This window comes from Microbulbifer sp. MKSA007 (assembly GCA_032615215.1).
Classification (GTDB): domain Bacteria; phylum Pseudomonadota; class Gammaproteobacteria; order Pseudomonadales; family Cellvibrionaceae; genus Microbulbifer.
Window position 1 is genome coordinate 455,428 of record CP128433.1, and the last position, 22,711, is coordinate 478,138.

Genomic DNA, 22,711 nt, shown 5'->3' on the forward strand with positions numbered 1-22,711 from the left:
ATCCGGTAAATCAAATTAGCGGTGTAACTTTCTAATTGTTACGTCAGAAGAACTGGGACGTTCGGTAACACTTTGTTCGTGGGGGAGTATTTGACGCAATGATTGTGAAGAATATTCCAATATTCCTGCAGTAATATTGTCGCGCCCACCTAGGCGATTAGCATCGTCAATAAAACGATATACACACTCTAATGCCGGACGATGAGTGGCCAGTACGCGCTCTATCGCATGATCATCAAGATATTCAGTGAGCCCGTCGCTACATAACAAAAGGAGTGCGTTTTGCGTGAGTTTCCAGCTATTTATATCCGCCTCTACACTGCTGGAAACCCCCAAGGCACGGGTAATATGGTTGCGGACATTGGACTCTTTGGCTTGCTCGGGGGTTAATTGACCTGAATCAATCATCTCCTGTACAACGCTGTGATCTCGTGTAAGGCGCTGCAATCCATAATTGTTCCACAGGTATGCGCGAGAATCGCCAATATGTGCAACGATTAAAAAGTCGCGCCACATGACCGCGGCAACCAAAGTTGTTCCCATATTGGAAAACTGGGGGTTCAGGTTTTTGGTATTGATTAGAGCTGTATTTGCGCTGTTGACTGCGTCGATAAGGGTGGCGCGCAATATAAGCTGTTGCTGTTCAGACGTGCAGGAGAAAAAAGTGTGTTTCAGCAGGTCATCGAGATGGGCTTGAACCGTCTCAGCTGCAATTTTACTGGCGGTGGCGCCACCGGTGTAACCGCCCATCCCGTCGGCTACCACAATATAGGCAAAAGGCTGCTCCGCCGACGCGTACCAGCGAATGCTATCTTCGTTTTCCTCACGAACCTGACCAATGTCAGTGCGCCCGTTGACCGCCAGACTAATTTGATCCATGTCTGGTGCAACTCCCCTTTAATAAAAAGCAATACAATGCGGCGTAATATTATTACAACCGATCACCGAGGCTAATGTTAACTTGCTCGCATACCAAGTTTGAAATACTTTTCACTGATTTGCGATAATAAGAGCCTTACCTCTCTACAGAAAAGGCTTTAAGCCAGCTAAAAAAGGACCCATAGGCAAAATGCCCCGTTTGCCCAGGCTCAATTTGATAAATGTTCCCCAGCATATTGTGCAGGTAGGCCACAACAATCTGCCCTGCTTCTTTGATGAGGAGGATTATCAATATTATTTGATTAGTTTGCGTAACGCGTCAGACCAATATGGCGTTGATGTTCACGCATATGTTTTATTGCCCAATATGATCCAGATCATAGCTACGCCCACGATACCGGATGGGATATCATCTATGATGCAATCCCTTGGGCGTCGCTATGTGCAGTTTGTCAATCACCGTTACAAGCGCTCCGGAACACTATGGCGAGGGCGCTATAAGTCCAGCTTGATTGATTCTGATGCGTATTTGTTGACCTGTTACAGATACGTAGAGTTGCGCCCACTGTATTTGGGATTGTCAGACTCCCTTGAGGATTATGAGTGGTCAAGTTTTAACCATCACGCAAACATTAAGAAAGATAATTTGATCAAGGATCACCGCTTGTATCTATCTCTTGGGAATACAGTGGTGGAGAGAGCGCAATCTTATAGGAAGTTATTTCAGTATAGCTTTGATCGAAAGTTGCTCGACTATATCGCTGAAACGATTAAGTTAGGTCATGTGCTCGGCGGGGATGCGTTTAAAGAGAAAATTGAGCAGATTGTTAACCAAAGAGTACGACCGCTTAAGCGTGGTCGTCCTAAAAAAGCAAATAAAGTCGAAAAAGAACCAAAAGAAACTGCCTAGCTAAAACCTAATGTCGGGTTGAGGGCATTAAAAGGCCATAAGAAGTAGGGTAATTAAGCCCTGTCAGCAGGTGACAAATTGTGAGTAGGCCCAGCATTTCAACGGGATTTCAGATCCTTGGCGATAACAATAAGGAAAAACCAGTTATGGATTTTGGCACTGATAGATTGAAAGTTGCGATCCTGGGTGATTTCAGCGGGAGAGCGAGTCGCCGCCAGTGTGAACCCGAAACGATTTCCAGTCGAAGGGTATACCTGTTGAACCGCGATACCTTTGAGGGCGTTTTTGCTGATCTAGGTGTGAGTTTGCAGTTGCCCGTACTGGATCGCCCTCTGGGATTACCATGCTTTGATGATTTACACCCAGATTACCTTTATAGCCGTTTGCCACTGTTTAAGAAGTTTATTGAGCTGGAGCGCAGGCTGCTCGATCCACGTCAGTTCCAGCAGGCTGCTGAGGAAATTCAACAGTGGAAACCAGAGTTAGCCACTCAGCAGGACTTGGGTCAGCGCGATAGCGAGCAGTCGATATTGGATGAAATCCTGGCTGCAGGTCGAGAGCGTAATGCAAAGGAAGGTCAAAATACTTTCCAGGTTGACCAGCTAATCAAAGATATTGTCGCTCCTTACGTGCAGAAAAGTGAGGACCCTCGCCAGGGTGAATATCTAAATGCCCTGGCTGAAGCTACGTCTGATGCGATGCGTAAACTGATGCATCACAGTGATTTTCGTCAGTTAGAGGCTAGTTGGCTGAGTCTGCAACTTTTGCTGAGACGTGTCGAAGAGCACGGGAACCTGGACTTTTACTTAATAGACGTTAGTAAAGAAGAGCTTCTAGCTGATTTTGCTGAAGCCGAAAGCGACTTGGAAAAGTCGCAGACATTTAAGTTACTGGTTGAGCGTGAAACAGCTTCTGGGAATATGCCCTATAACCTGGTCATAGGGGATTACTTTGTTACTGATGAGGAGCGAGACCTTCACCTGCTGATAGATTTATCCACGATTGCAGAGGCTGCGGGAAGTGCACTTTTATTGGGTGGGGATCCAAAATTAGCAGGCTGTCCAAACTTGTCAGGTTCAGTAGATCCTGATGATTGGTACTATCCGTTGAGCGATCAGTTTGCGGAAAGTTGGCAGGCGGTCCGTGAATACTCTGCTAGTGAGCATGTTGCGTTGGCAGCTCCCAGATTTATGCTGAGACTCCCCTTTGGGAAAAATACTTCTACAACAGAGTATTTTAATTTTGAAGAATTAACCCCAGAGCAGGGTCATGAATATTATCTTTGGGGGAATAGTGTTTATTTATTGGGGTTAGCGGTTTGCCAAGGCTTTTCTCAAACTGGCAAATTACAGCCCCCTTCGTCTGCAAGCTATGAAGACTTACCCCTTCATTTACGCAAGTTACCTAATGGCGAATTATTGACGCCCTGTGCAGAAGCGCTCCTGACAGATAGGGCAGCTGCAAAATTTATGCAGGCTGGTATTAGCACTATGCGTTCAGTGCAAGGGCGGGATCAAGTCATTCTTCCGAGCTTTAGCTCTCTGGGTGGCGGTACCCTCAAAGGCCCTTGGGTGTAAGTGTAGGGATTGGATCTTTACAGGTATACGCAGGCAAAAATCTACCTGAAGACTATGAATAAACCACTATTGTGAGTCAGGAATAAATGGATCTAATTCTATCAGTATTGGCCGACCCTTCTGGCGCCAATATGCTTAAACATACAAAACTGTTCACGAAAGCTGGTGGCAGTTTGGGTCGCTCTGCCGATAATTATTGGGTTTTACCCGATCCAGATCGAGTGGTTTCCTCAAAACACGCACAGATTTCCTTTACCGATAATCAGTTTTTTCTGGTAGATACTAGTACTAATGGAACCTATTACAATGATTCAGAAAATCCGTTAGGAAAGGGAAATCAAGTCCCATTAAAAGAGGGCGACATGATCGTTCTCGGGGAATATAAATTGAAAGTTTCACTGCGACAGCCTAAGGAAGAGGGAGATCTTCCCAAAGGTCTGGGAAGTGCAGATTTTCTCGATACCTCGGATCGAACAACATTCAGCGCGGATGCCATGGCAAAAATGCAAAGCCAGGCAGAAGCGAAAGAATTGGATAGTTGGCTTGAGCCGGGTTCCAGCCCGCAGTCAGATGTGGCTCAAACTGGGGAGTGGGGCTCGATTGGGCTGGGTAATCAGGCTAATACCCCAACTAGCGATAGTCTTCTCACCTCGGAATCGGGCCCTCTGGACCCACTTGCAGCCTTTGGCCAATCTGACCCGTCTGGTCTTGTTGGTGGTATTCCTGAGATGTCACCCGTCGGTGGCTTAGTGGGTTCTACGGGTCAGCAGCAATCCAGTAATCAATGGTCTGATGATGAGTGGTGGAAAGATGGTAGTGACGATGATCATGTGCCAGCTGACCAGCACTCAATGCAAATAAATCCCCAGCCGGTACCGGAACCTGTCGTTGAGACGGTTGCGGTGCCTGAATCTCAAGTGGTATCTCCGCAGCCGCAAGTTCCTATGGGTGGTTTCCAGGGGATTTCACAGCAACCTGTAGCGACTCCGATACCACAACCTCAGGCTATGCAGCCACAGCCACAGCCACAGCCACAGCCACAGCCACAGCCACAGGCAATGCAATCTCAGCCCTTAGGGCAGCCCCAAGGGTTTAATCAGCAGCCAATTTCTCCGCCTGCTCAAGATAACCCCTTTGCAGACTCTTTCGCTGCTATGCAGGGGCAACAAGTTGATGGCGCTCCAGGGTTTGGTTCCGGGCAATCGTCCTCGCAACCGCAACCGCAACCGCAACCGCAACCGCAACCGCAACTACAGCCAAAACCAAATCCACAACCGGATTTGGCTGCCCAAGCTCAGCAGTTTTCGCATTTACAGCAATCCCCAGTTGCTCAGCCCACAGGTTCTTCAGGGGGCAGCATTTTTGCATCTACTCTCGGCCTGAATATGAACCCGGTCCAGTTGCAACAGGCGGACCAGCAAGCAGCTGAAATTGTCCGGGAAACAGTAGCTCGTCTTATTGACCTTTTGCGCGCAAGAAACAGCATAAAGAATGAGCTGCGTGTGCAGCGAACCATGATTCAAACGGAAGCTAATAATCCGCTGAAATTCAGTGCTACGGAACGGGATGCATTGGAAGCCATGTTTGCGGGTACCGGTGCTTTTATGAATCCTGCTGAGGCAGTGAAGGATAGTTTTGATGATTTGTCAGATCATCAAGTTGCGGTTTTGGCTGGAATGAGAGCAGGTTACAACGCCATGCTCAAATTCTTTAGCCCGGAAAATATTGAGCGCAGACTGGGGAATACTTCCGGCGTTTTTGGAAACAAAAATGCAAAAAAATGGGAAGGATTTACTGCAATTTACAGGGAGCTAGTTGGTGATCCGGATAATTGCTATCGCAAGTTGTTTGGTGATGAATTTGCAGTTACTTATGAAAATCAATTATCAGAGTTAAAAAATGCGCGAAGCATTAAAAATTAATAAGTTGACGGAAAAGAGGGAATTGCTTGTGTCGATAAAAAAATTATTTCAGGTCAGTTTAATCGCTGTTTTGGCAGTTGCAGTTGTTGGTTGCCAAACAACGAGGCGGACTCTAAATCTGGATACCAGTCTCGAGTTGGTTGTAGAGACACAGAATGACGTAAACCCAGATGATGATGGCCGAGCTTCTCCCGTTGTTATACGAGTGTTTATGCTCGCGGATGAGCGCCAGTTTGCCCGTGAAGATTTTCTTAACCTTTACGAGAATGCTCAATCCCGCCTCGGCAAGGATTTGATTGATACTGTAATCCTTAAAGAGTTTGCTCCAGGGGAACAGCGTATAGAAGAACTGGCTTTAACGCCGGACGTAAAATATATCGGGCTTCTAGCTGAGTTTGTACAGTATCAGGATGCAGAGGCACTAATGGTGCTGCCAATTACAGACCACAAAAAAAATGAATATGAAGTATCGCTGGCCGATGTACGAATTGGTTCGCCAGATGATATTGCCAAGCGTCGTCGAGCAAAAATGACTACTCGTGGCAGCGAAGATGATAGTGGGGAAACAGTTACAATCTCCAAAGAAGATTATGAAAGAATGAAAAAAACGCTCCCTGATATGCAGCGGTCTCAATAGGGCAGAAATTATTGCCCGGGCAATAAAAATTGCTGCCCTGGAAATATTACGAGAGCTTTTTAAGGAACATTTATGTCGGCAAACAATAAAGTGATCTGGAGCGAGGGCATGTTTTTACGCCCTCAGCATTTTCAACAGCAGGATCGCTATCTCGAACAGCTTGTCGAAGCGCGCACAGCTCCGCTCGGGCCTTATACCTGGGGGATTGTAGAGCTGGCGATCGATAGTGAGCCATTATCGATGGGAAAAATTTCTCTATCGAGAGTGAAAGCTGTTTTTCCCGATGGTACCCCGATACTTGCCCCTGAAAATGAGCATTTGCCGGATGTTCTGGATGTTCCGGTTAATACTCGTGATGAAATAGTCTATTTATGTGTGCCGATGAAGCGCCCAGGTAGTCAGGAGTCGATTCGAGATCAAGAGGACTTCCCGCAGGCACGTTATCAGGCTTCGAACTTTGATGCCCGTAATAGTGCGGCGTCTTCTGGTGAGTCCGCGCGTATCCAAGTCGGAAAGTTAAGAGCTTGTCTCAAATTAGGTAGTGATGATCTGAGTGGCTATGCTGCGGTTGGGGTTGCCCGAATTAAAGAGCGTCAACCAGAAAAGCCGGTAGAGCTTGATTCTGACTATATCCCACCGCTGTTAAATGCGGAGACTTCTGCGGTTATCAATGCATATATTGAAGAAGTAAAAGGATTGCTCGACCATCGAGGCTCGGCTCTGGGTCATCGTTTGAGCGACAGCGGAAGAAGCGGATCTGCAGAAATTGCTGATTATTTGTTGCTGCAGGTTATTAACCGCTTTGAACCCTTATTAAAGCAGATAACGGCTCAGCCCCGATTACATCCGCACAACTTATTTCTTGAATTATTGCAGTTGGCAGGCGAACTTTCGACGTTTACTGCTCCGTCTAAGCGCCCTCCAGAAATTCCAGTGTATGCACATGAAGATCTGCAAGTAAGCTTTGCCGGGCTGTTTTCAGCACTTAGGCAGTCGCTCTCCACAGTACTGGAGCAAACTGCAATTGCTATGGAATTGGTGCAGCGCAAATTTGGGATATATGTTGCGCCGGTTACTGATCCTTCATTATTAAAATCAGCCAGTTTTATTATGGCCGCAAAAGCGGATATGCCTGGCGATCTATTGCGCAGCCGCTTCCCCACGCAGGCAAAAGTTGCCCCTGTCGAGGCGATTAGAGAACTTATCTCAGCGCAGTTACCCGGCTTGACTCTGCGCCCTCTTCCCGTGGCTCCTCGACAAATTCCCTATCACGCAGGGTTCACTTACTTTGAGGTGGAGCGCAGTGGAGAGTTATGGCAGGCCATGACTCGCTCGGGTGGTTTTGCAGTGCATCTGGGCGCAGAGTTCCCTGGATTAACTATGGAACTCTGGGCCATAAGGAATAATTAATATGAGTAATGACAGCTTTACTCCTCCACGGGCCCCTAATGCTGGGGATAGAACGGTTTTGATACCGACACCCGGTGCCGCAGCGGCACCGGCAGCAGCTCAGGCTCAGCCACAATTCTTTGCCAGCCAAGATGCCCCGGTCGAGGCTCAGGTCCGCAACAGTCTTAATCCATTGGTGTCTGCGGCTTCAAAATTGTTAGGCGTAATTATCAAATTGCGCACAACGATGAACCACGCCAACGTACCAGATCTGCACAAGCGACTTACTACGGAAATCCAAAGCTTCGAGCGTGAGGCAAAGCAGCTGGCTTTAACACCTGAATCAGTGCTAACAGCCCGTTACTTGCTATGTACTGTCGTGGACGAGGTTGTTTTGACCACGCCTTGGGGTACAGCTAGCGGTTGGAGCCAGCACTCTCTACTTAGCCTATTTCACAAAGAGACTTTTGGAGGGGAGAAGTGTTTTGTCATTTTGCAGCGCATGCTGGAAACTCCCGCAAGTCATTTGGAACTCCTTGAGCTTTTTTATCTGTGTTTGAGCTTGGGCTTTCAGGGTAAGTATCGGCTCGTACAGCGTGGACACGAACAAATAGAACAGATTCGTGATGAGCTCTACAGAACAATTGAACAGCATAAGCAGCCAATGGACCGAGATCTTTCGCCGCGTTGGCAAGGATGCGTAGAGCGAAAATCCCGGCTGATTCACTATATACCCCTCTGGGTGATTATGAGTGTTGTCCTGGGATTGTTACTTGCAACTTATAGTGGTTATCGCTGGTGGCTCTATGAAACGACGACACCGGTCGCAGACCAGATTTTAGATTTGTCCAAAAGTGATGATGAGTCTCCGCAAGGAGAAGGGTAACACTCGGGCTGATATTGATCCTGGGTATGGTCGATACCCTGGAAGACGGAGCAATTCATGAAACGCTTGCGTAACTTTTTTACCAATAAGTGGGTGTTGGGGCTCATAGGGCTCTCAGCTCTTTCCCTCCTCATTTGGTTTGCGGCTGATTACATTAAGTTTGGTAGTGATAATGCCACGCTTTCTCACTCTGTCCGACTAACTATTATTGTTTTTATTTTTGCTATTTGGCTTGTGTGGAATATCAGCCAATGGTTGGTAGAGAGACGCCAAAACCAGGCTTTAATAAAAGGCATTGAGGAATCACAAGAAGCCGATTCTACAGATCCAGACGAAGAACGCTCGCTGGAAGAGTTGAATGCTCTTTCTGGTCGCTTCCGTGAAGCGATGGGTGTATTACGTAGTGCTCGGTTTAAATCTGACAAGGGACAAGTTTCCCTTTATCAGCTTCCCTGGTACATCATTATTGGGCCTCCCGGTTGTGGTAAAACAACAGCCCTGGTGAACTCCGGGTTGGAATTTCCTCTGGCGCAGAGTCATGGGAAGGAAGCCCTGGGTGGGGTAGGGGGCACCCGTAACTGTGATTGGTGGTTTACCAATGATGCAGTTTTAATTGATACCGCAGGGCGTTATACGACTCAGGACAGTCACCGGGTTTACGATAATAGCGCTTGGAAAGCTTTTCTGAGCTTATTGAAAAGATACCGCCGCCGCCGCCCGATCAATGGTGCTCTGGTTGCAATTAGCTTGCAAGATTTAATGGTGCAAACTGAAGAGCAGCGCCAACACCAGGCAAAAATTATCCGCCAGCGTGTAAATGAACTGCAACAAGAGTTGGGTATTCGCTTCCCGATTTATCTCACTTTCACAAAATGTGACTTAGTTGCAGGGTTTACAGAGTTTTTCGACAACCTCTCTCAAGCTGAGCGTGAGCAAGTTTGGGGAATGAGTTTTCCCCGTGAAGCTAACGCCACTGTAGGGGCCCCTCTCGATAATTTCAAAGCAGAATTTGAGCAGCTGATAGAGCGTTTGAACCAACGCGTATTGTGGCGTGTTCATCAGGAGAGGAATGTAGAGAAGCGGGCGTTGTTGCAAGGTTTTCCTGCCCGAATGGAAAGCCTTACAGATATTTTGACAGATTTTGTAAAGCAGACTTTCGGTCCAAATCGTTACGAAACCGTCCCTATGGTCAGAGGGGTCTACTTTACTAGTGGCACTCAGGAGGGCAGTCCTGTTGACCGTATGATGTCCTCCGTAACTGCTGATTTTGGACTAGAGCGTAGCGTCGGGCCAAAATTCCAGGGTGTTGGTAAGAGCTTTTTCTTGCATCGACTATTGAAGGATGTCGTTTTCCCCGAGGCTGAATTAGTAGGCGTTAATCGCCGGATTGAGTCAGCTAACCTTTGGTTACGCCGGGGAGTTTTTGCTACTTTGGCGGGAGGCTTTGTCGGAGCTATTTTCTTATGGAGTGGCAGTCTCGCACAGAATAAATTATCCATGGGAGAGGTTAGCGATAATCTCAGCGCGTACCAAGGTGCAGAGAGTGAGCTGAAAGGTAAAAATATTACGCCCATCAGTGCCTTAAATTTGTTAGAGCCTTTGAAGCGGGCTAGTGCGGTCTACGATCGTGAGGAACATCCGTGGATTGGCAATTTGGGACTTTATGACACCAGAATTGATACCGCGGCAAATGATCTCTATCGCCATAAATTAGAAACTATTTATCTTCCCGCTTTACTTCGTGATATAGAGAGTGACTTAAGTCGTCTCGGAAGTAATGATCCCGCTTTGGTAAGTACTCTCAAAACCTATTTGATGTTTTTTAATCCAGATAAAATGGATTTGAAAACCATAGAGGCTTACTACACTGCTCGCTGGGAGCGTCAGCTACCCGGTGAAGCTGGGAGGCAGGAAGAACTGCGCTACCACCTGGATCAACTATTTATTCAGCCTCTACCCAATTCAATTGAAGAGAATGAGAGGGTGGTAGCTCGCGCGCGACAACAACTGCGTCGTATCCCTGTGCCTCAGCGGTTATTTGCTCAACTACAAAATAGTGACTTCGGATTGACCCCTGTAGATCTCTATCAAGAAATTGGTGGAGACACTCAGCAAATTTTTGGCATGGGAGCCAATAATCCAAACTTCACGATTCCCTTCCTCTATACAAAGGCGGGTTATAAAGAACTGGACTTTGGAGCGGACTCTCAGCTGATGACAAATATGGCTGAAGAGCGCTGGATTTATGGAGGAGATCTGAGCGGTGAGGACTTTACCGAAGCCGACCGTGAAAAGCTTGGTGAGGAAGTAAAACGAATCTATCTTGGGGAGTACTTACAGCGTTGGCAGGGCTTCCTTGGCGGGTTCAAAATACAGAGGTTTGGTAGCACTTCACAGGCTTTGGATGTGTTGTCAAAGTTGTCTGATCCTATTTACTCACCCCTGCTTGCGATTACCGAGATCACTTCAGATAACACTCGTCTGACCCTTCGACCTGAGGTTCCAGTCGATGCTTCTGGGGTACCGCTACCTGTATCCAGTACTACTCGAAAGTTGGGACAAGCCGCACTGGGTAGTGCAACCAGTGCCTTGCAGGATCATTACAAGCCAAACATTGTTGATGTTAGGTTTGAGGAGGTCCAGCGAATCACTCAGAGTGAGAAGGGGCGGCCAGCGCGTATCCAAGAATACCTGGATACTATTAATAAAATTCAGGAATACCTCACTGAGATCGACAGCGCTCCCGATTCGAATCAAGCGGCCTTTGGACGTGCCAAAGCGCGTTTTGCCGGCGGTAGCGATGCGATTAAACAGTTAAGGGTTAAGGCTGCCAATGCGCCAGCACCTTTTGACCAGTGGCTGACAGATATTGCTGATAGCGCTTGGGGGCTGGTAATGGCCAAGACTAAGGCGCATATCAACCGTGTCTGGCGTGAAGAGGTGTATCAAAGCTATAGCAATAGCCTGGCAAACCGGTACCCACTGCGTAGCGACCGTGACCAGGAAGTGCCGGTGATGGAGTTTAACCAGTACTTCAAGCCAGGTGGTATTGAGGAGAAATTTGTCAATCAGTATCTGAAGCCATTTGTGGATACCAGAAACTGGAAAATCAAATACGTTGAAGGGCAGGGTATTAGCCTTTCAAGGGAAGCCCTTTCCCAGTTGCGTCGAGCTGAACGTATTCGAAAAACTTTCTTCAGTGCCGGCGAAGGAGCTTCTTACTCTTTCCGTATTGAGCCCACGAAACTGGATTCCAGTGTTCGTTTGTTTGAACTTGAACTTGGAGAGCAACGAGTTCCTTACTCCCATGGCCCTAAAACCACTAAAAAGCTGACTTGGCGTGGTGGTGAAAGTAATCGCGTCCGCATTATCTTTGAAGATCTGAATGAGACTGTTCATCGCAAGCATTTTGAAGGGGACTGGGCATGGTACAGGCTGTTAGCGAGCTCAGATTTGGAAGCCGGGCGAAGTAACGCAGAACACTTTGTTACTTTCTCTGAGGAAGGGCGAAAGGCTCAATTTAAATTGATTGCATCTAATGTAAACAATCCGTTCGACCGCAGTTTACTGCGCGGATATCGATGCCCTGAGACCCTGTAGACGGAGTAGATGATTTGCAAAATACAGTTGGTATTTTTGGTAAGTTGCCGGGTCACGGGGACTTTGTTCAGCGGCAGCTGCCAGGTAGTTTTGTCACTGTATGGGATGGCTGGTTACAACGAGCGGTATTTGGATCTCGTGAACTCGTTGGTCAAGAGTGGTTGGACTACTACTTGACCAGTCCTGTTTGGAGGTTTGTCCACAGCAAAGGCATCATTGATGCCAATGCGTGGGCCGGAATTTTAGTACCTAGTGTGGATAGTGTTGGGCGCTATTTTCCGTTGACATTTGCTGCTCCGCTATCCCCGGTAGTGGATGCATTTGCTTTTATGTCTGATGCTAAGAGCTGGTTCCAGAGCTTGTCTGAATTAGCAATTACATCGCTGCAAAATATGCTACATGCAGACCAGTTATGTGAGGCATTTAGTGCCCCCCTGACAGGGCGGGCATTATCTCTCTGCCTCCAGCACAGGGAGACTTTGTCGTCTCCACAGGCCAATCGAATACTCTGGAAAGAGGTTTTGCAGGTCTATTAGGGCAGATGAGCAAAAGTAGCTACTCCGCATATAGTCTGTGGTGGAGTGAGGGGTCTCAACACTTGGCCCCGACAACCTTGCTGTGCCCATCATTGCCAAGCCCTGAGCTCTATAGCTCAATGCTTGGTGTGCAGTTACAGAAGAATATAAGTTAGGATTGAGGGCACAGCGTGAGACAGCTGGTTATCTTGGATAAGAAGAAGCATCGCAATTGCAAATTAATCAAAAGTGATCTTTCCCACAGTAAGAATTCGCATATTTGCCCAATCTTATTGCCTGAATTCATACCGGTGGCGCGTGCCTGTCCTATTATATTTGCTCGATCAAAAGAGACGGGAAAGCTTGAGAGCTGTGCATTACTTGGCGTAACACCTGGAGAAAACCTTTTTTGGCAAGAGGGACAATGGCAGGGTGATTATATTCCCGCATCTATTCGCTCTTATCCCTTCTATTTAAAATATAAAGAAGGTGACTCTTCCAATGCATTTGTTTGCGTTGAATCGTCTCTATTATCTGAAGACGGAAATAGTTCTTTAGGTGTTAGGTTGTTTGAAGAGAATGGGAATCCAAGTGGTCACTTATTGGAAGCGCAGCGCCGCTTAGAGGATATCCATCTTAAAAAGACGCAGGTTTGGAAGTTTGTCGGTATTTTGCAGCGGAATAATTTGCTGGTAGAAAAAGAAATAAATATAGACTTGCCAGGTGATGTTAAGCATAAATTAACAGGTGTTTATTGTATTTCAGAGAAGAGATTGGGAGAGCTTGATTCTGCAGCTTTCCTGGAATTGCGTGAATCAGGTTGTTTACCTTTTATTTATGCACATCTTTTCTCCTTGCAGAAGTCGACAGCTTTAAGTGCGCTGCATAAAAAATTTCATGCGAAAATTCTTCACTGATATTAAGAGTGGATTTTTGCTTTTTACCTATGGATTTGTTGATCAGAACGTTAATTTAAGAAAACCTATAAAGTTTGATTGAATTTAGATAATTGTATTAGAGGTTCTGGTTGTAAAGTGAGTATCAGAGCAGGAAGCTAAGGTTACTGATATGTCTTACAGAATAATTTTTACTGGGGAGATAAGAGGTTCTGTAGAGCGGCGCTATGCAATTGCTGCATTGGGGCGTGAATTTGGTTTGGGCTTTAGTCAAATAAAAGGACTGCTGACTGGGGCAAAATCTCAAATCAAGGCTACGGAAGATAGAAGGGAAGCCTGCCAGCTAATGAAAAAGTTCTGGGAAGCGGGATGGCATACTCAGCTCTGCTTGGGTGATCAATTAATACACTGTACTGAAAAGTCTAGTAATTGTGGTGACCCTCCGTTACCTCCCGCTCTAGAATTTTTGGAAAGTACTGATGGCACAGTTTCTATTGGTATTCCAGCCGGTTGGCAAGGGTTTGACAATCTGAATAGGGAAGCTGTGATTCAGGCCGGAAGTTCAGAGTTAAGTCGCTATTTGATTGTACTAAAGCAAGATCGATCTCTGCTTCCCCACGATTTGTCGATTGAGCATTTCGGTAAAGCACAAATACAGCAGTGTCTGACTAGAGTGGAAAATGGCGTTATTATATCCGGGCCTGAACCACTGATAAGCAACAGTCAAAATGGCCATATTTATGAGATGTCTGCTGAGGTTGTAAAAACACCAGTTCGCTATTTGGTCACTTTCTTTCAGAGCCCGGATAGTTTCTATTCTGTGTTTTTGTGGTCATCTCTTGAGAACTTTGAAAAGAGTAGGTCTGAGTTTTTGCATATTTTTGCCACATTTAAACTTGTGACTAGTATGGGGAGTTGCGATTCAACAGCAGTTCCTATGTAATGGCTTGGAATAAGAAGCCAAAATCTAACAAAAATAAATAGCGTAAAATTGTCAACTGAACATGTTTTTTAAAGTAATAGGTACCAAGCGCATTATTTGCCTTGATTAGATATCTACAACGTGTACTCTTCTCAGAATTCTGATTAAAGGATTTGATTCGGTATAAGGGCCTTTTTTGATGGCATTCCCAAACACGATAAATATCGATGAATTAGTTGCTCCAATCTCAGAGGATAATCCCGTAGGGGAAGATATCCGAGAAGATCGTTCGCCAACTTCTGATTATTACTCGATCAAAGATGCTCGCAACAGTGCAAGAGCTGCTGAACGCTCCGCAATGTTCGATGATGCAGACACAGACCTACTTGCACCTTGGAGGGATGTAGCAAAAGCTGCAGAAAATATCCTAGGGAAAAAGAGTAAGGACTTGGAGGTTGCCAGCTGGTATACCGAGGCCTTGATTCGCTTACATGGCTTTATTGGCTTGAGAGATGGCCTGCAGGTGATCGACTCGTTAGTAGAGCAATATTGGGAAGGTCTGTATCCCTTACCAGACGAAGACGGCCTTGAGACAAAAGTAGCACCCCTGACAGGTTTGAATGGTGATGGTGGTGATGGCACCTTGCTAATGCCTATTCGCAGTGCCGGTATTACTCCCGAAGGGGATTATGGGGACTATTCATTCTTCCAATTCCAACAGGCTCGGGATGCTGACAGAATTGCAGATGACGATGCCAAGGCTGCTCGAATAGAAACACTGGGTTACAACCTTGAGCAGATTGATCAATGTGTAAACAGTGCGAGTGGTGAATGGGCTCAAAACCTCGTCCAGACAATCGAGGCAGCGCTGGGGCACTTTAAGACCATAAATGATAGCCTGCGACAAAGCTGCGGCCATGATGCCCCCCATCCACGAATATTTCATCTCTATTGGATGAGGTGTTGCGGACAAGCCGTTTTATTTATAAGACGCACTTGGAGTCTATGGAGCAGACTCAAGAAGATGTGGCGCCTGAATCATCAGAAGTGCCTGCTGGGGAAGTTCAAGCTGGAAATGCAGCTGCAGCAGCGGTTACTTCTGTGGCTGCCTCTGCTGTAGCTGTCCCTACCGGTCCGGTAGTGTCCAGAGAAGATGCCTTAAAATTGCTTGAGCAGGCGGCAAAGTATTTTCGTACCTATGAGCCGCATACGCCGCTGGCGCCCGGCCTGGAGAGGCTGATAGGCTGGGGACGAATGACCGTTTCACAATTGATGTCTGAATTGCTACCTGATGATCAGTCGAAGGCGCTTTACTCCCAGTTGACGGGAGTTCGTCTCGATGGCACGGATACACAAAAATATATAACCCCACCAGTGACTACAAGTGGCACGTCATCAGCTCCTGCGGTTGCCGCAGATACACCTACTGAAAGTGTATCCGCGCCAGTCTCTGATGAAGGTTGGGGTGAGCAACCGCAAGAAGAAGCCAGCACTGGTTGGTAATTAACTGAGAACAGCAGTCCCTAAAGTCGGAAAGGAGACCTTAGATGTCTGAAAGCATCCACAACAAACTTAAGCGCGTGCGTAAGCCGCGTGTACATATCACTTACGATGTTGAAACTAACGGAGCCGAAGTCAAAAAGGAGCTTCCTTTTGTGGCGGGTGTTATGGGTGATTACTCTGGTGATAATGCCGAGAATCGCAAGGCACTGAAAGATCGTAAGTTTATCCAAATTGACCGCGATAACTTCAACGACGTAATGGGTAAAGTAAACCCAAAGTTGAACTTGCAGGTGGAAAACACCCTGACTGGTGACGGTAGCAAGATGGCTGTTGATCTGGACTTCAACAACATGGACGCCTTCTCGCCGGAGCAGATTGTTGAGCAGGTTGAGCCACTAAAGCAATTGCTTGAAGCCCGTAGCAAGCTGCGTGATCTGCTGAGTAAAGCTGATCGTTCTGAGGAGCTTGAAAAAGTACTTGAGGATATTCTCAAGAGCACAGAAAACGTCAGCGCTATCTCTGACCAGTTGGGCTTGAATGAGGATAAAGGAGAGGACTCAGAATGAGCACTGAAGTAGAAAATGTTGCAGGAAGTGAAGCTGAAGAGCAATCGGCGAGTCTCCTAGATCAGGCGATTGCGGCAACTAAACAAACTGAGCCTCAAGAAGCACAAGACTTGCTTGCGAATTTGACAGAGCAAGTAATGAAAGGGACGGTCACCTGGGATCGCAACCTGACCCAGACCATCAAGAAAGCTGTTAGCGCGATTGATAAGGCCATGTCCCAGCAGCTGTCTGCGATTTTGCATGACGAGAAATTCCAGAAGCTGGAAGGATCATGGCGTGGTCTGAATCACCTGGTCATGAACTCGGAAACTGGCGCTACCATGAAAATCCGCATGCTCAATCTGAGCAAGCGCGAGCTCTTCCGCGACCTGGATAAGGCAGTTGAGTTCGACCAGAGCCAGACCTTCAAAAAAATCTATGAAGAAGAGTTTGGTACTGCGGGTGGTGAGCCATACGGCGTAATGATCGGGGATTTCGAGTTCACCAGCCACCCTGAGGATATCGAGCTTCTGAGCAAGATGTCTAATGTTGCTGCGGCTGGCTTCTGTCCGTTTGTTGCAGCTGCCGGTGCCGGCATGTTTGGTTTTGATGACTACACGGAACTTTCCAAGCCGAGAGATCTGGGTGGTATTTTTGAATCCGCCGAGTACATCAAGTGGCGCAGTTTCCGTGACAGTGACGACTCCCGTTTTGTCACCTTGGTAATGCCGCGTACCCTGGCCCGTACCCCTTATGGTGCTAACACCAAGCCGATTGAAGCTTTTGACTTTGAAGAGTTTGAAGTGGATGAAGACGGCGTTTCCCGTCCAGCAGAGCACGATCAATACTGCTGGATGAATGCTTCTTATGTTATGGGCACCACCATGACTCAAGCATTCGCTGAGAACTCCTGGTGTACTGCAATTCGCGGTGCTGAGGGTGGTGGTAAAGTAGAAGGATTGCCATCTCACGTGTTCAAGAGTGACGATGGGGATCTCGATCAGAAATGCCCCACAGAGATTGGTATTACCGATCGCCGTGAAGCGGAGTTAAGCGCTCAAGGCTTCTTGCCTCTGTGTCACTACAAGAATACGGATTACTCGGTATTCTTTGGTGCTCAAAGTGCGCAAAAGGCGAAGGCATACGATGACCCTGACGCCACTGCTAACGCAGCTATTTCTGCTCGCTTGCCTTATTTGATGGCGACCTCTCGTATTGCACATTACCTCAAGGTAATGGCTCGCGATAAAGTGGGTTCCTTTATGGAAGCTGGTGATTGTGAGCGCTGGTTGAACAAGTGGATCTCCCAGTACACTAACTCCAACCCCGACGCGAGCCCTGAAATGAAAGCGAAGTACCCGCTTTCTGAGGCGCGAGTAGAAGTAAAAGAGATTCCGGGTCAGCCTGGATGTTACAGTGCGATTGCCTATCTGAGACCCTGGTTACAGATGGAAGAATTGACGACGTCCTTGCGTATGGTGGCAAATATCCCATCTGCGGGATAAGGCTCCGGGCCCGCCTCTAGGGGCGGGTTCTCTCTTCACATGGCCTTGTTCAAGGCCTGCGTTTTACCATTATTTATTCAAATAATAATTCTTGTTGGAGTATACCGGTGCCCCGTGCAGCACATGACCAAATATCGGAAGATCAATCAGATGTTCTACCGGAGAAATTGGCGAGAGGGCAGCAGAGAGAGCTACATAAATTTCTGCAGGAACCGGATGATCTTTTTGCATTTGAATATTGGCTCACAGAATTATCCCCCTGTACAAATAGGGATAATTATTCCGTTCGCCATTATCTGAGTCGAATTATCGCCGAGTTGGACGAACTAATCTGTGACCAGCTGAATTGTATAATTCATCACCAGAAGTTTCAGAGACTTGAAGCGAGCTGGCGGGGGATATCCTTATTGGTGTTTGATACACCCCACGCTGAAAATATTAAAATCAAACTCTTGGATGCCAGCTGGAAAGACCTCGCGAAGGATATAGAGCGGGCCCCGGATTTTGACCAATCTGGGCTGTTTCATCTTATATATAATGAAGAGTTTGGTACTCCAGGCGGCGAGCCATTTGGTTTGTTACTTGGAGATTACTATGTATCCCATCGGCCGCTGCCTGACCACCCTTATGATGATGTATTTACTTTGCAGGGCATCGCGCATACTGCAGCCGCAGCCTTTGCCCCGTTTGTTTGTGCATCAGCACCGCAACTTTTTGGTGTAGACAACTTTTCGGATCTAGCAAAGCCTATCAATTTTTCAGAAGTGTTCCGTCAAAAAGAATACATTCGGTGGAATGGCCTTCGGGATCTGGAAGACAGCCGATTTATCGCTTTGACACTTCCTCAAGTTTTGATGAGAGAACCTTATAATCAGGAATTTTCATCCTATCGTGGTTTGAGGTTTCAGGAGCAGGTACGGGCATCCCATAACCAGAATTATTTATGGGGGAATGCCTGCTTTGCATTGGGTGCCGTACTGTTAAGAGAGTTTAGTGAAGTTGGCTGGTTTTCACATATTAGAGGGGTTGCACGTGACCATCTGGGCGGAGGGCTGGTAACCCAGCTTCCAATGGTGCCTTATAGGCCAGATAGTACTCCTGGCATGATCCGAATGGCCACTTCAATTTTGGTAACTGATTTTGCTGAGCGGGATTTAAGTGACTTAGGGTATGTATGCTTGAGTCATTGTTACGATACTCCTTACAGCGCCTTTAATAGTGTTCCATCACTTCAAAGGCCGAAGCAATACACATCTAAAGCAGCCACGGCTAATGCGCGTATTAGCTCTATGTTACAACAAATACTTTGCGCATCCCGATTTGCTCATTATATCAAGGTAATGATAAGGGATAAGGTGGGTGCCTATATGAATGCTGCAGATTGCGAACGGCAGTTGCAGCATTGGTTGGATGAATACACAACGGGAAGGGATGACCTTTCCTGGGAAATGCAGGCTCGATACCCTCTACGGGAGTCCCGGGTGCAAGTAACGGATGAACCAGGCAAGGCGGGTAGCTATCAAAGTGTGATTCATCTCAAGAGTCATTACACCGTTGACCATCTTGTATCCGAGCTAAAACTTACAACCGCATTGGCAACAATCGGCGTCGGAGCTACCTAATTAATATGGTTAGAGAGAAGCGATTATTGGCCCCGGTATTGGATCGATTATTACAATCATCTAGTAAATTGGATGTACATCAATCCCATCAAGTGTTGAGGCAGTTGCGTGAAGGGGTGCGTCGTGATTTGGAATACTTGTTCAATACAAGATTTAAATGTATTTCCGCACCTTCAACTCATGAAAGTTTAGAGCAGTCAAATATTAACTACGGGTTACCAGACCTATCAACAGTCAATCTTTCCTCTGCCGCTAGCCGAAAACAGTTTTGTCGAGATATTGAAAAAACAATTTTAAATTTTGAGCCCAGAATACGTTCGGTAAAAGTAACCACCCAAGACAAAGTGGATGTCGAAGATCCTAGTATACGCTTTCGTGTTGAAGCTGTATTACATGTAAATCCAGCGTCGGAAGTTATTGTATTTGATTCGGCACTCAACCCAGTTACCCAGCTGGTGGATGTCTCTGAGATTATGTGATGAGTGAAAAATTAATAGATCTCTACGAGCGAGAGCTCGCATTCATTCAGCAAACTTCTGCTGAATTTGCAAAGATGCACCCAGCTGCCGCATCCCGACTTCAGCTGGATGCAGACACAGTTGATGATCCTTTAGTAGGGCGACTGTTGTCCGGCTTCGCTTACATGAATGCTCGGGTGCAGCAAAAGCTGAGTGATGATTTTCCGGAGTTAACGGATGCAATGCTGGAAACTCTGTATCCTCATTATCTTCGTCCAATTCCTTCTTGTGCCATTGTTCAGTTTGAACCGGAAAAGGATTTGGATGCGATAACCCGGGTAGAAACGAAGACGTTACTCGAAAGTGACAGCTTTCAAGGGCAAACCTGCCGCTTTACAACTTGTTATCCAGCAGAAATTTGCCCATTTCAGGCGGTGAGTGCCACCCTGATGCCAAGGCCATTTATCGCTCCGGGCTGTAATGACATTCAGGGCGCTAATGCAGTTTTAAAATTATCCCTTAAAACTTTTAGCCCAAGCATAAAATTTTCTGAGCTAAACCCTGAGAGTCTCCGCTTTTTCCTTCGTGGCCAACCATCTCATATCTATAGTTTATATGACTTGCTACTAAGTAAGTGTGTAAGGTTGGTTGTTGCCAATGGGGAGAGTGATCCAAAGCCAACTTTTCTCTCTCCGGATGAAATATGTCAAGTGGGGCTAAGTCCAGATGAGGGTTTATTGCCATATCCTGATACCGCATTCGTAGGATATCGACTCCTAACTGAATATTTTGCTTTTCCAGAAAAGTTCCTTTTCTTGGATATGTTGAACATTGGTGAGGCGTTAAACGAGAGCTTTGACGACACGTTAAATCTGTATTTTTATTTATCCGAAACTCATGAGGAGTTGGAAAAACAGATTTCTCCAAGCATGTTTGCTTTGGGCTGTGCTCCGGTTGTTAATTTATTTAAACAAAGTGCAGATCCTATTCCACTTAATCACTCGCAGTATAGTTACCATGTGGTCCCTGATGCCCGCAGGAGTGATGGCTTAGAAATATACTCAGTGGATGAAGTTGCAGCAACTAATGGTGATGGAGAGACAACCAGTTACCGGCCTTTCTATGGAATTCGACACAGTCAACATCATGCTGATCAATCTGCATTTTGGTTTAGTCGTCGCAGAGATGTGATCGAAGGAGAGCATCGGAATGAACAAGCATCTGAGATTGATATAAGCTTAGTCGATCTGGACTTTAATCCGCATAGAATTAGTGATCAGACATTAGATATTAAGTTAACCTGCTGTAATCGAAATCTAGCCAAAAAATTACCTAGTGGTAGCGCCCAGCCTTATTTAGAGGTTGTTGACGGTGATTTGCCAGTTAGCCGAATTAGTTGTGTGGTTTCCCCAACGGCAACTATACGACCGCCTCGACGAGAGCGAGGGTATTGGAGGTTAATTTCTCACCTTAACTTAAATCATCTTTCTCTATCAGGTGCAGAGGGATGTAATGCGTTAAAAGAAATTTTTAGGCTTTATGACTTCCGTGACTCTGCTAGTACGCGTAATTTAATCGAGTCATTGTTAAAGCTTAATACTAAACCGGTTACTGCTCCGATTCAGATTGATCAAAGTGTAGTTTTATGTCGCGGCACAGAAGTTGAGATTGAACTTGATTCCATGATGTTAACAGGAACAAGTCCATTGTTATTTGCTAGCATCATAGAGCGTTTCCTGGGCTTATACTGTTCAATTAATTCATTTACAAAACTGATTGCCACTATGAGTGGTCGAGATGGGGAGTTGAAGCGATGGCCACCTCGCGCCGGCGAAAAAGCTTTACTGTAATTGAGCGTTTACGCCGAGAGCCTTATAACTTTGATTTTTTTCAAGCGGTAAGGCTGGTAGAGCGTGCAGTACATCTGGCAGGTACAGGTTTCAGTAAAGAACCTATAGCTAGCGCTGCCCCTCCGACTAAAGAGCTGATTCGGTTTAGTGCTCAATCTGGGTTGTCTTTTGTCAGCTCGGATGTTTTACGTCTAGAGAAGAAAAGCGTTGAACATGAAGAGCCCGATGAAAATGAGACTCATCAGTGGCATATGGAGGTGGGTTTTACAGGGTTAATCGGTAGTCAGGGGGTGATGCCCTATTACCTGACAGAGTTAGTGCAGAGGGAGCTTAGGGAGAACAATACGGCGCTGCGTGATTTTCTGGATATGTTTAATCACCGAAGTATTTCCCTTTTTTATCAAGCTTGGCATAAATACCAGTTGCCTGTGAATTATGAGCGGCAACGCCTGCAGAATTCTCGAGAGCCAGACAAGTTTACCCAGGCTCTTGCGTCCCTTGCAGGGCTTGGTACAAATGAAATGCGCTATCGAATGCCGATACCGGATGAAGCACTAGTTGGAATGGGAGGACACCTTTCCAGTGGACGTTGTTCCGCTACCGCTTTATCCAGCATGATCAAGCATTATTTTGATTTAACGGTAAGTATTGAACAATTCCAGGGACAGTGGGATGAGTTACCGGATGATATCTTGTGCCGACTGCCCAGTGCTCAGGTGCCGAAGGGTATTAATAATTGCTTGGGAGTAAATACCATTCTGGGTACGCACTGCTTCCAAGCCCAGAATAAATTTCAGGTAATTATTGAGTCAATGCCTTATGAGCAATTTATGACTATTGCTCCGGGTACGAAAAAGTTGGAATCGCTTAAGGAGTTTATTCGCTTTAGTGCTGGTATCGAATTGGATTTTGAGTTGTCGGTGACACTTTCAACCAGCCAGGTGGCACCTATCCAGCTAAATAGAAAAGCTGAGAATGAACCTTTACTGGGATGGAATACTCACATGGCTAGTGAACAAGATGGTGAAAGGTTAGTACAAATAACCTTAAGTGCAGACAATATTTCACCTGATGAAGCTTTACCTGCTGCATAAG

19 protein-coding genes are annotated in these 22,711 nt (G+C 46.4%); 18 read left to right on the plus strand and 1 reads right to left on the minus strand.

Features of this window, described 5'->3' with window-relative positions; all coding sequences use genetic code 11:
- Positions 1 to 15 precede the first annotated feature (15 nt).
- Positions 16 to 879, minus strand: a complete 864-nt coding sequence (locus QT397_04705) for a Stp1/IreP family PP2C-type Ser/Thr phosphatase (GenBank protein WNZ56668.1) — start codon at positions 877 to 879, stop codon at positions 16 to 18.
- Positions 880 to 1,069: 190 nt separating this feature from the next.
- Between QT397_04705 and QT397_04710 the strand changes: the two genes are divergently transcribed.
- From QT397_04710 to tssG, 18 genes are all read left to right on the plus strand, one after another.
- Complete coding sequence (locus QT397_04710; protein ID WNZ56669.1) at positions 1,070 to 1,789, plus strand: transposase; 720 nt, start codon at positions 1,070 to 1,072, stop codon at positions 1,787 to 1,789.
- Positions 1,790 to 1,869: 80 nt separating this feature from the next.
- Positions 1,870 to 3,366 (plus strand): type VI secretion system contractile sheath large subunit, encoded by a 1,497-nt coding sequence (locus QT397_04715; GenBank protein ID WNZ56670.1) that lies wholly within the window; start codon positions 1,870 to 1,872, stop codon positions 3,364 to 3,366.
- An 86-nt stretch (positions 3,367 to 3,452) separates the two neighbouring features.
- A complete protein-coding gene (tagH, locus tag QT397_04720) occupies positions 3,453 to 5,288 on the plus strand; it encodes a type VI secretion system-associated FHA domain protein TagH (GenBank protein WNZ56671.1) in 1,836 nt (611 codons plus the stop codon).
- Positions 5,266 to 5,925, plus strand: a complete 660-nt coding sequence (gene tssJ / locus QT397_04725; protein ID WNZ56672.1) for a type VI secretion system lipoprotein TssJ — start codon at positions 5,266 to 5,268, stop codon at positions 5,923 to 5,925. The genes tagH and tssJ overlap by 23 nt, the downstream gene beginning before the upstream one ends.
- A gap of 72 nt (positions 5,926 to 5,997) precedes the next feature.
- Entirely contained in the window at positions 5,998 to 7,335 is a 1,338-nt protein-coding gene (gene tssK, locus QT397_04730; protein ID WNZ56673.1) for a type VI secretion system baseplate subunit TssK, read from the plus strand.
- A gap of 1 nt (position 7,336) precedes the next feature.
- Positions 7,337 to 8,200, plus strand: a complete 864-nt coding sequence (gene icmH, locus QT397_04735) for a type IVB secretion system protein IcmH/DotU (protein ID WNZ56674.1) — start codon at positions 7,337 to 7,339, stop codon at positions 8,198 to 8,200.
- Between the two features lie 57 nt (positions 8,201 to 8,257).
- Positions 8,258 to 11,800, plus strand: a complete 3,543-nt coding sequence (gene tssM, locus QT397_04740; GenBank protein WNZ56675.1) for a type VI secretion system membrane subunit TssM — start codon at positions 8,258 to 8,260, stop codon at positions 11,798 to 11,800.
- Positions 11,801 to 11,814: 14 nt separating this feature from the next.
- Positions 11,815 to 12,336: a type VI secretion system-associated protein TagF gene (tagF, locus tag QT397_04745; GenBank protein WNZ56676.1), complete on the plus strand. Its 522-nt coding sequence runs from the start codon at positions 11,815 to 11,817 to the stop codon at positions 12,334 to 12,336.
- A 188-nt stretch (positions 12,337 to 12,524) separates the two neighbouring features.
- Positions 12,525 to 13,232, plus strand: a complete 708-nt coding sequence (locus QT397_04750) for a SapC family protein (protein WNZ56677.1) — start codon at positions 12,525 to 12,527, stop codon at positions 13,230 to 13,232.
- Between the two features lie 220 nt (positions 13,233 to 13,452).
- Positions 13,453 to 14,154 (plus strand): hypothetical protein, encoded by a 702-nt coding sequence (locus QT397_04755; protein ID WNZ56678.1) that lies wholly within the window; start codon positions 13,453 to 13,455, stop codon positions 14,152 to 14,154.
- A gap of 178 nt (positions 14,155 to 14,332) precedes the next feature.
- Positions 14,333 to 15,253 carry a type VI secretion system protein TssA gene (gene tssA, locus QT397_04760; protein WNZ56679.1) on the plus strand — a complete coding sequence of 307 codons (921 nt, stop codon included), beginning with the start codon at positions 14,333 to 14,335 and terminating at the stop codon, positions 15,251 to 15,253.
- Positions 15,235 to 15,636 (plus strand): hypothetical protein, encoded by a 402-nt coding sequence (locus tag QT397_04765; GenBank protein ID WNZ56680.1) that lies wholly within the window; start codon positions 15,235 to 15,237, stop codon positions 15,634 to 15,636. The genes tssA and QT397_04765 overlap by 19 nt, the downstream gene beginning before the upstream one ends.
- A gap of 44 nt (positions 15,637 to 15,680) precedes the next feature.
- The gene (gene tssB / locus QT397_04770; protein WNZ56681.1) at positions 15,681 to 16,202 is read left to right on the plus strand and encodes a type VI secretion system contractile sheath small subunit; all 522 of its coding nucleotides are present in this window, start codon (positions 15,681 to 15,683) and stop codon (positions 16,200 to 16,202) included.
- Complete coding sequence (gene tssC, locus QT397_04775; protein ID WNZ56682.1) at positions 16,199 to 17,686, plus strand: type VI secretion system contractile sheath large subunit; 1,488 nt, start codon at positions 16,199 to 16,201, stop codon at positions 17,684 to 17,686. The genes tssB and tssC (QT397_04775) overlap by 4 nt, the downstream gene beginning before the upstream one ends.
- Before the next feature lie 107 nt (positions 17,687 to 17,793).
- Positions 17,794 to 19,308, plus strand: coding sequence for a type VI secretion system contractile sheath large subunit (gene tssC, locus QT397_04780; protein WNZ56683.1), 1,515 nt, complete (start codon positions 17,794 to 17,796; stop codon positions 19,306 to 19,308).
- Positions 19,309 to 19,334: 26 nt separating this feature from the next.
- Complete coding sequence (gene tssE / locus QT397_04785) at positions 19,335 to 19,787, plus strand: type VI secretion system baseplate subunit TssE (protein WNZ56684.1); 453 nt, start codon at positions 19,335 to 19,337, stop codon at positions 19,785 to 19,787.
- The gene (gene tssF, locus QT397_04790) at positions 19,787 to 21,616 is read left to right on the plus strand and encodes a type VI secretion system baseplate subunit TssF (protein WNZ56685.1); all 1,830 of its coding nucleotides are present in this window, start codon (positions 19,787 to 19,789) and stop codon (positions 21,614 to 21,616) included. Before tssE ends, tssF begins: the two co-directional genes overlap by 1 nt.
- On the plus strand, positions 21,580 to 22,710 hold the full coding sequence (gene tssG / locus QT397_04795) for a type VI secretion system baseplate subunit TssG (protein WNZ56686.1): 1,131 nt from the start codon (positions 21,580 to 21,582) through the stop codon (positions 22,708 to 22,710). Before tssF ends, tssG begins: the two co-directional genes overlap by 37 nt.
- Position 22,711: the final 1 nt, after the last annotated feature.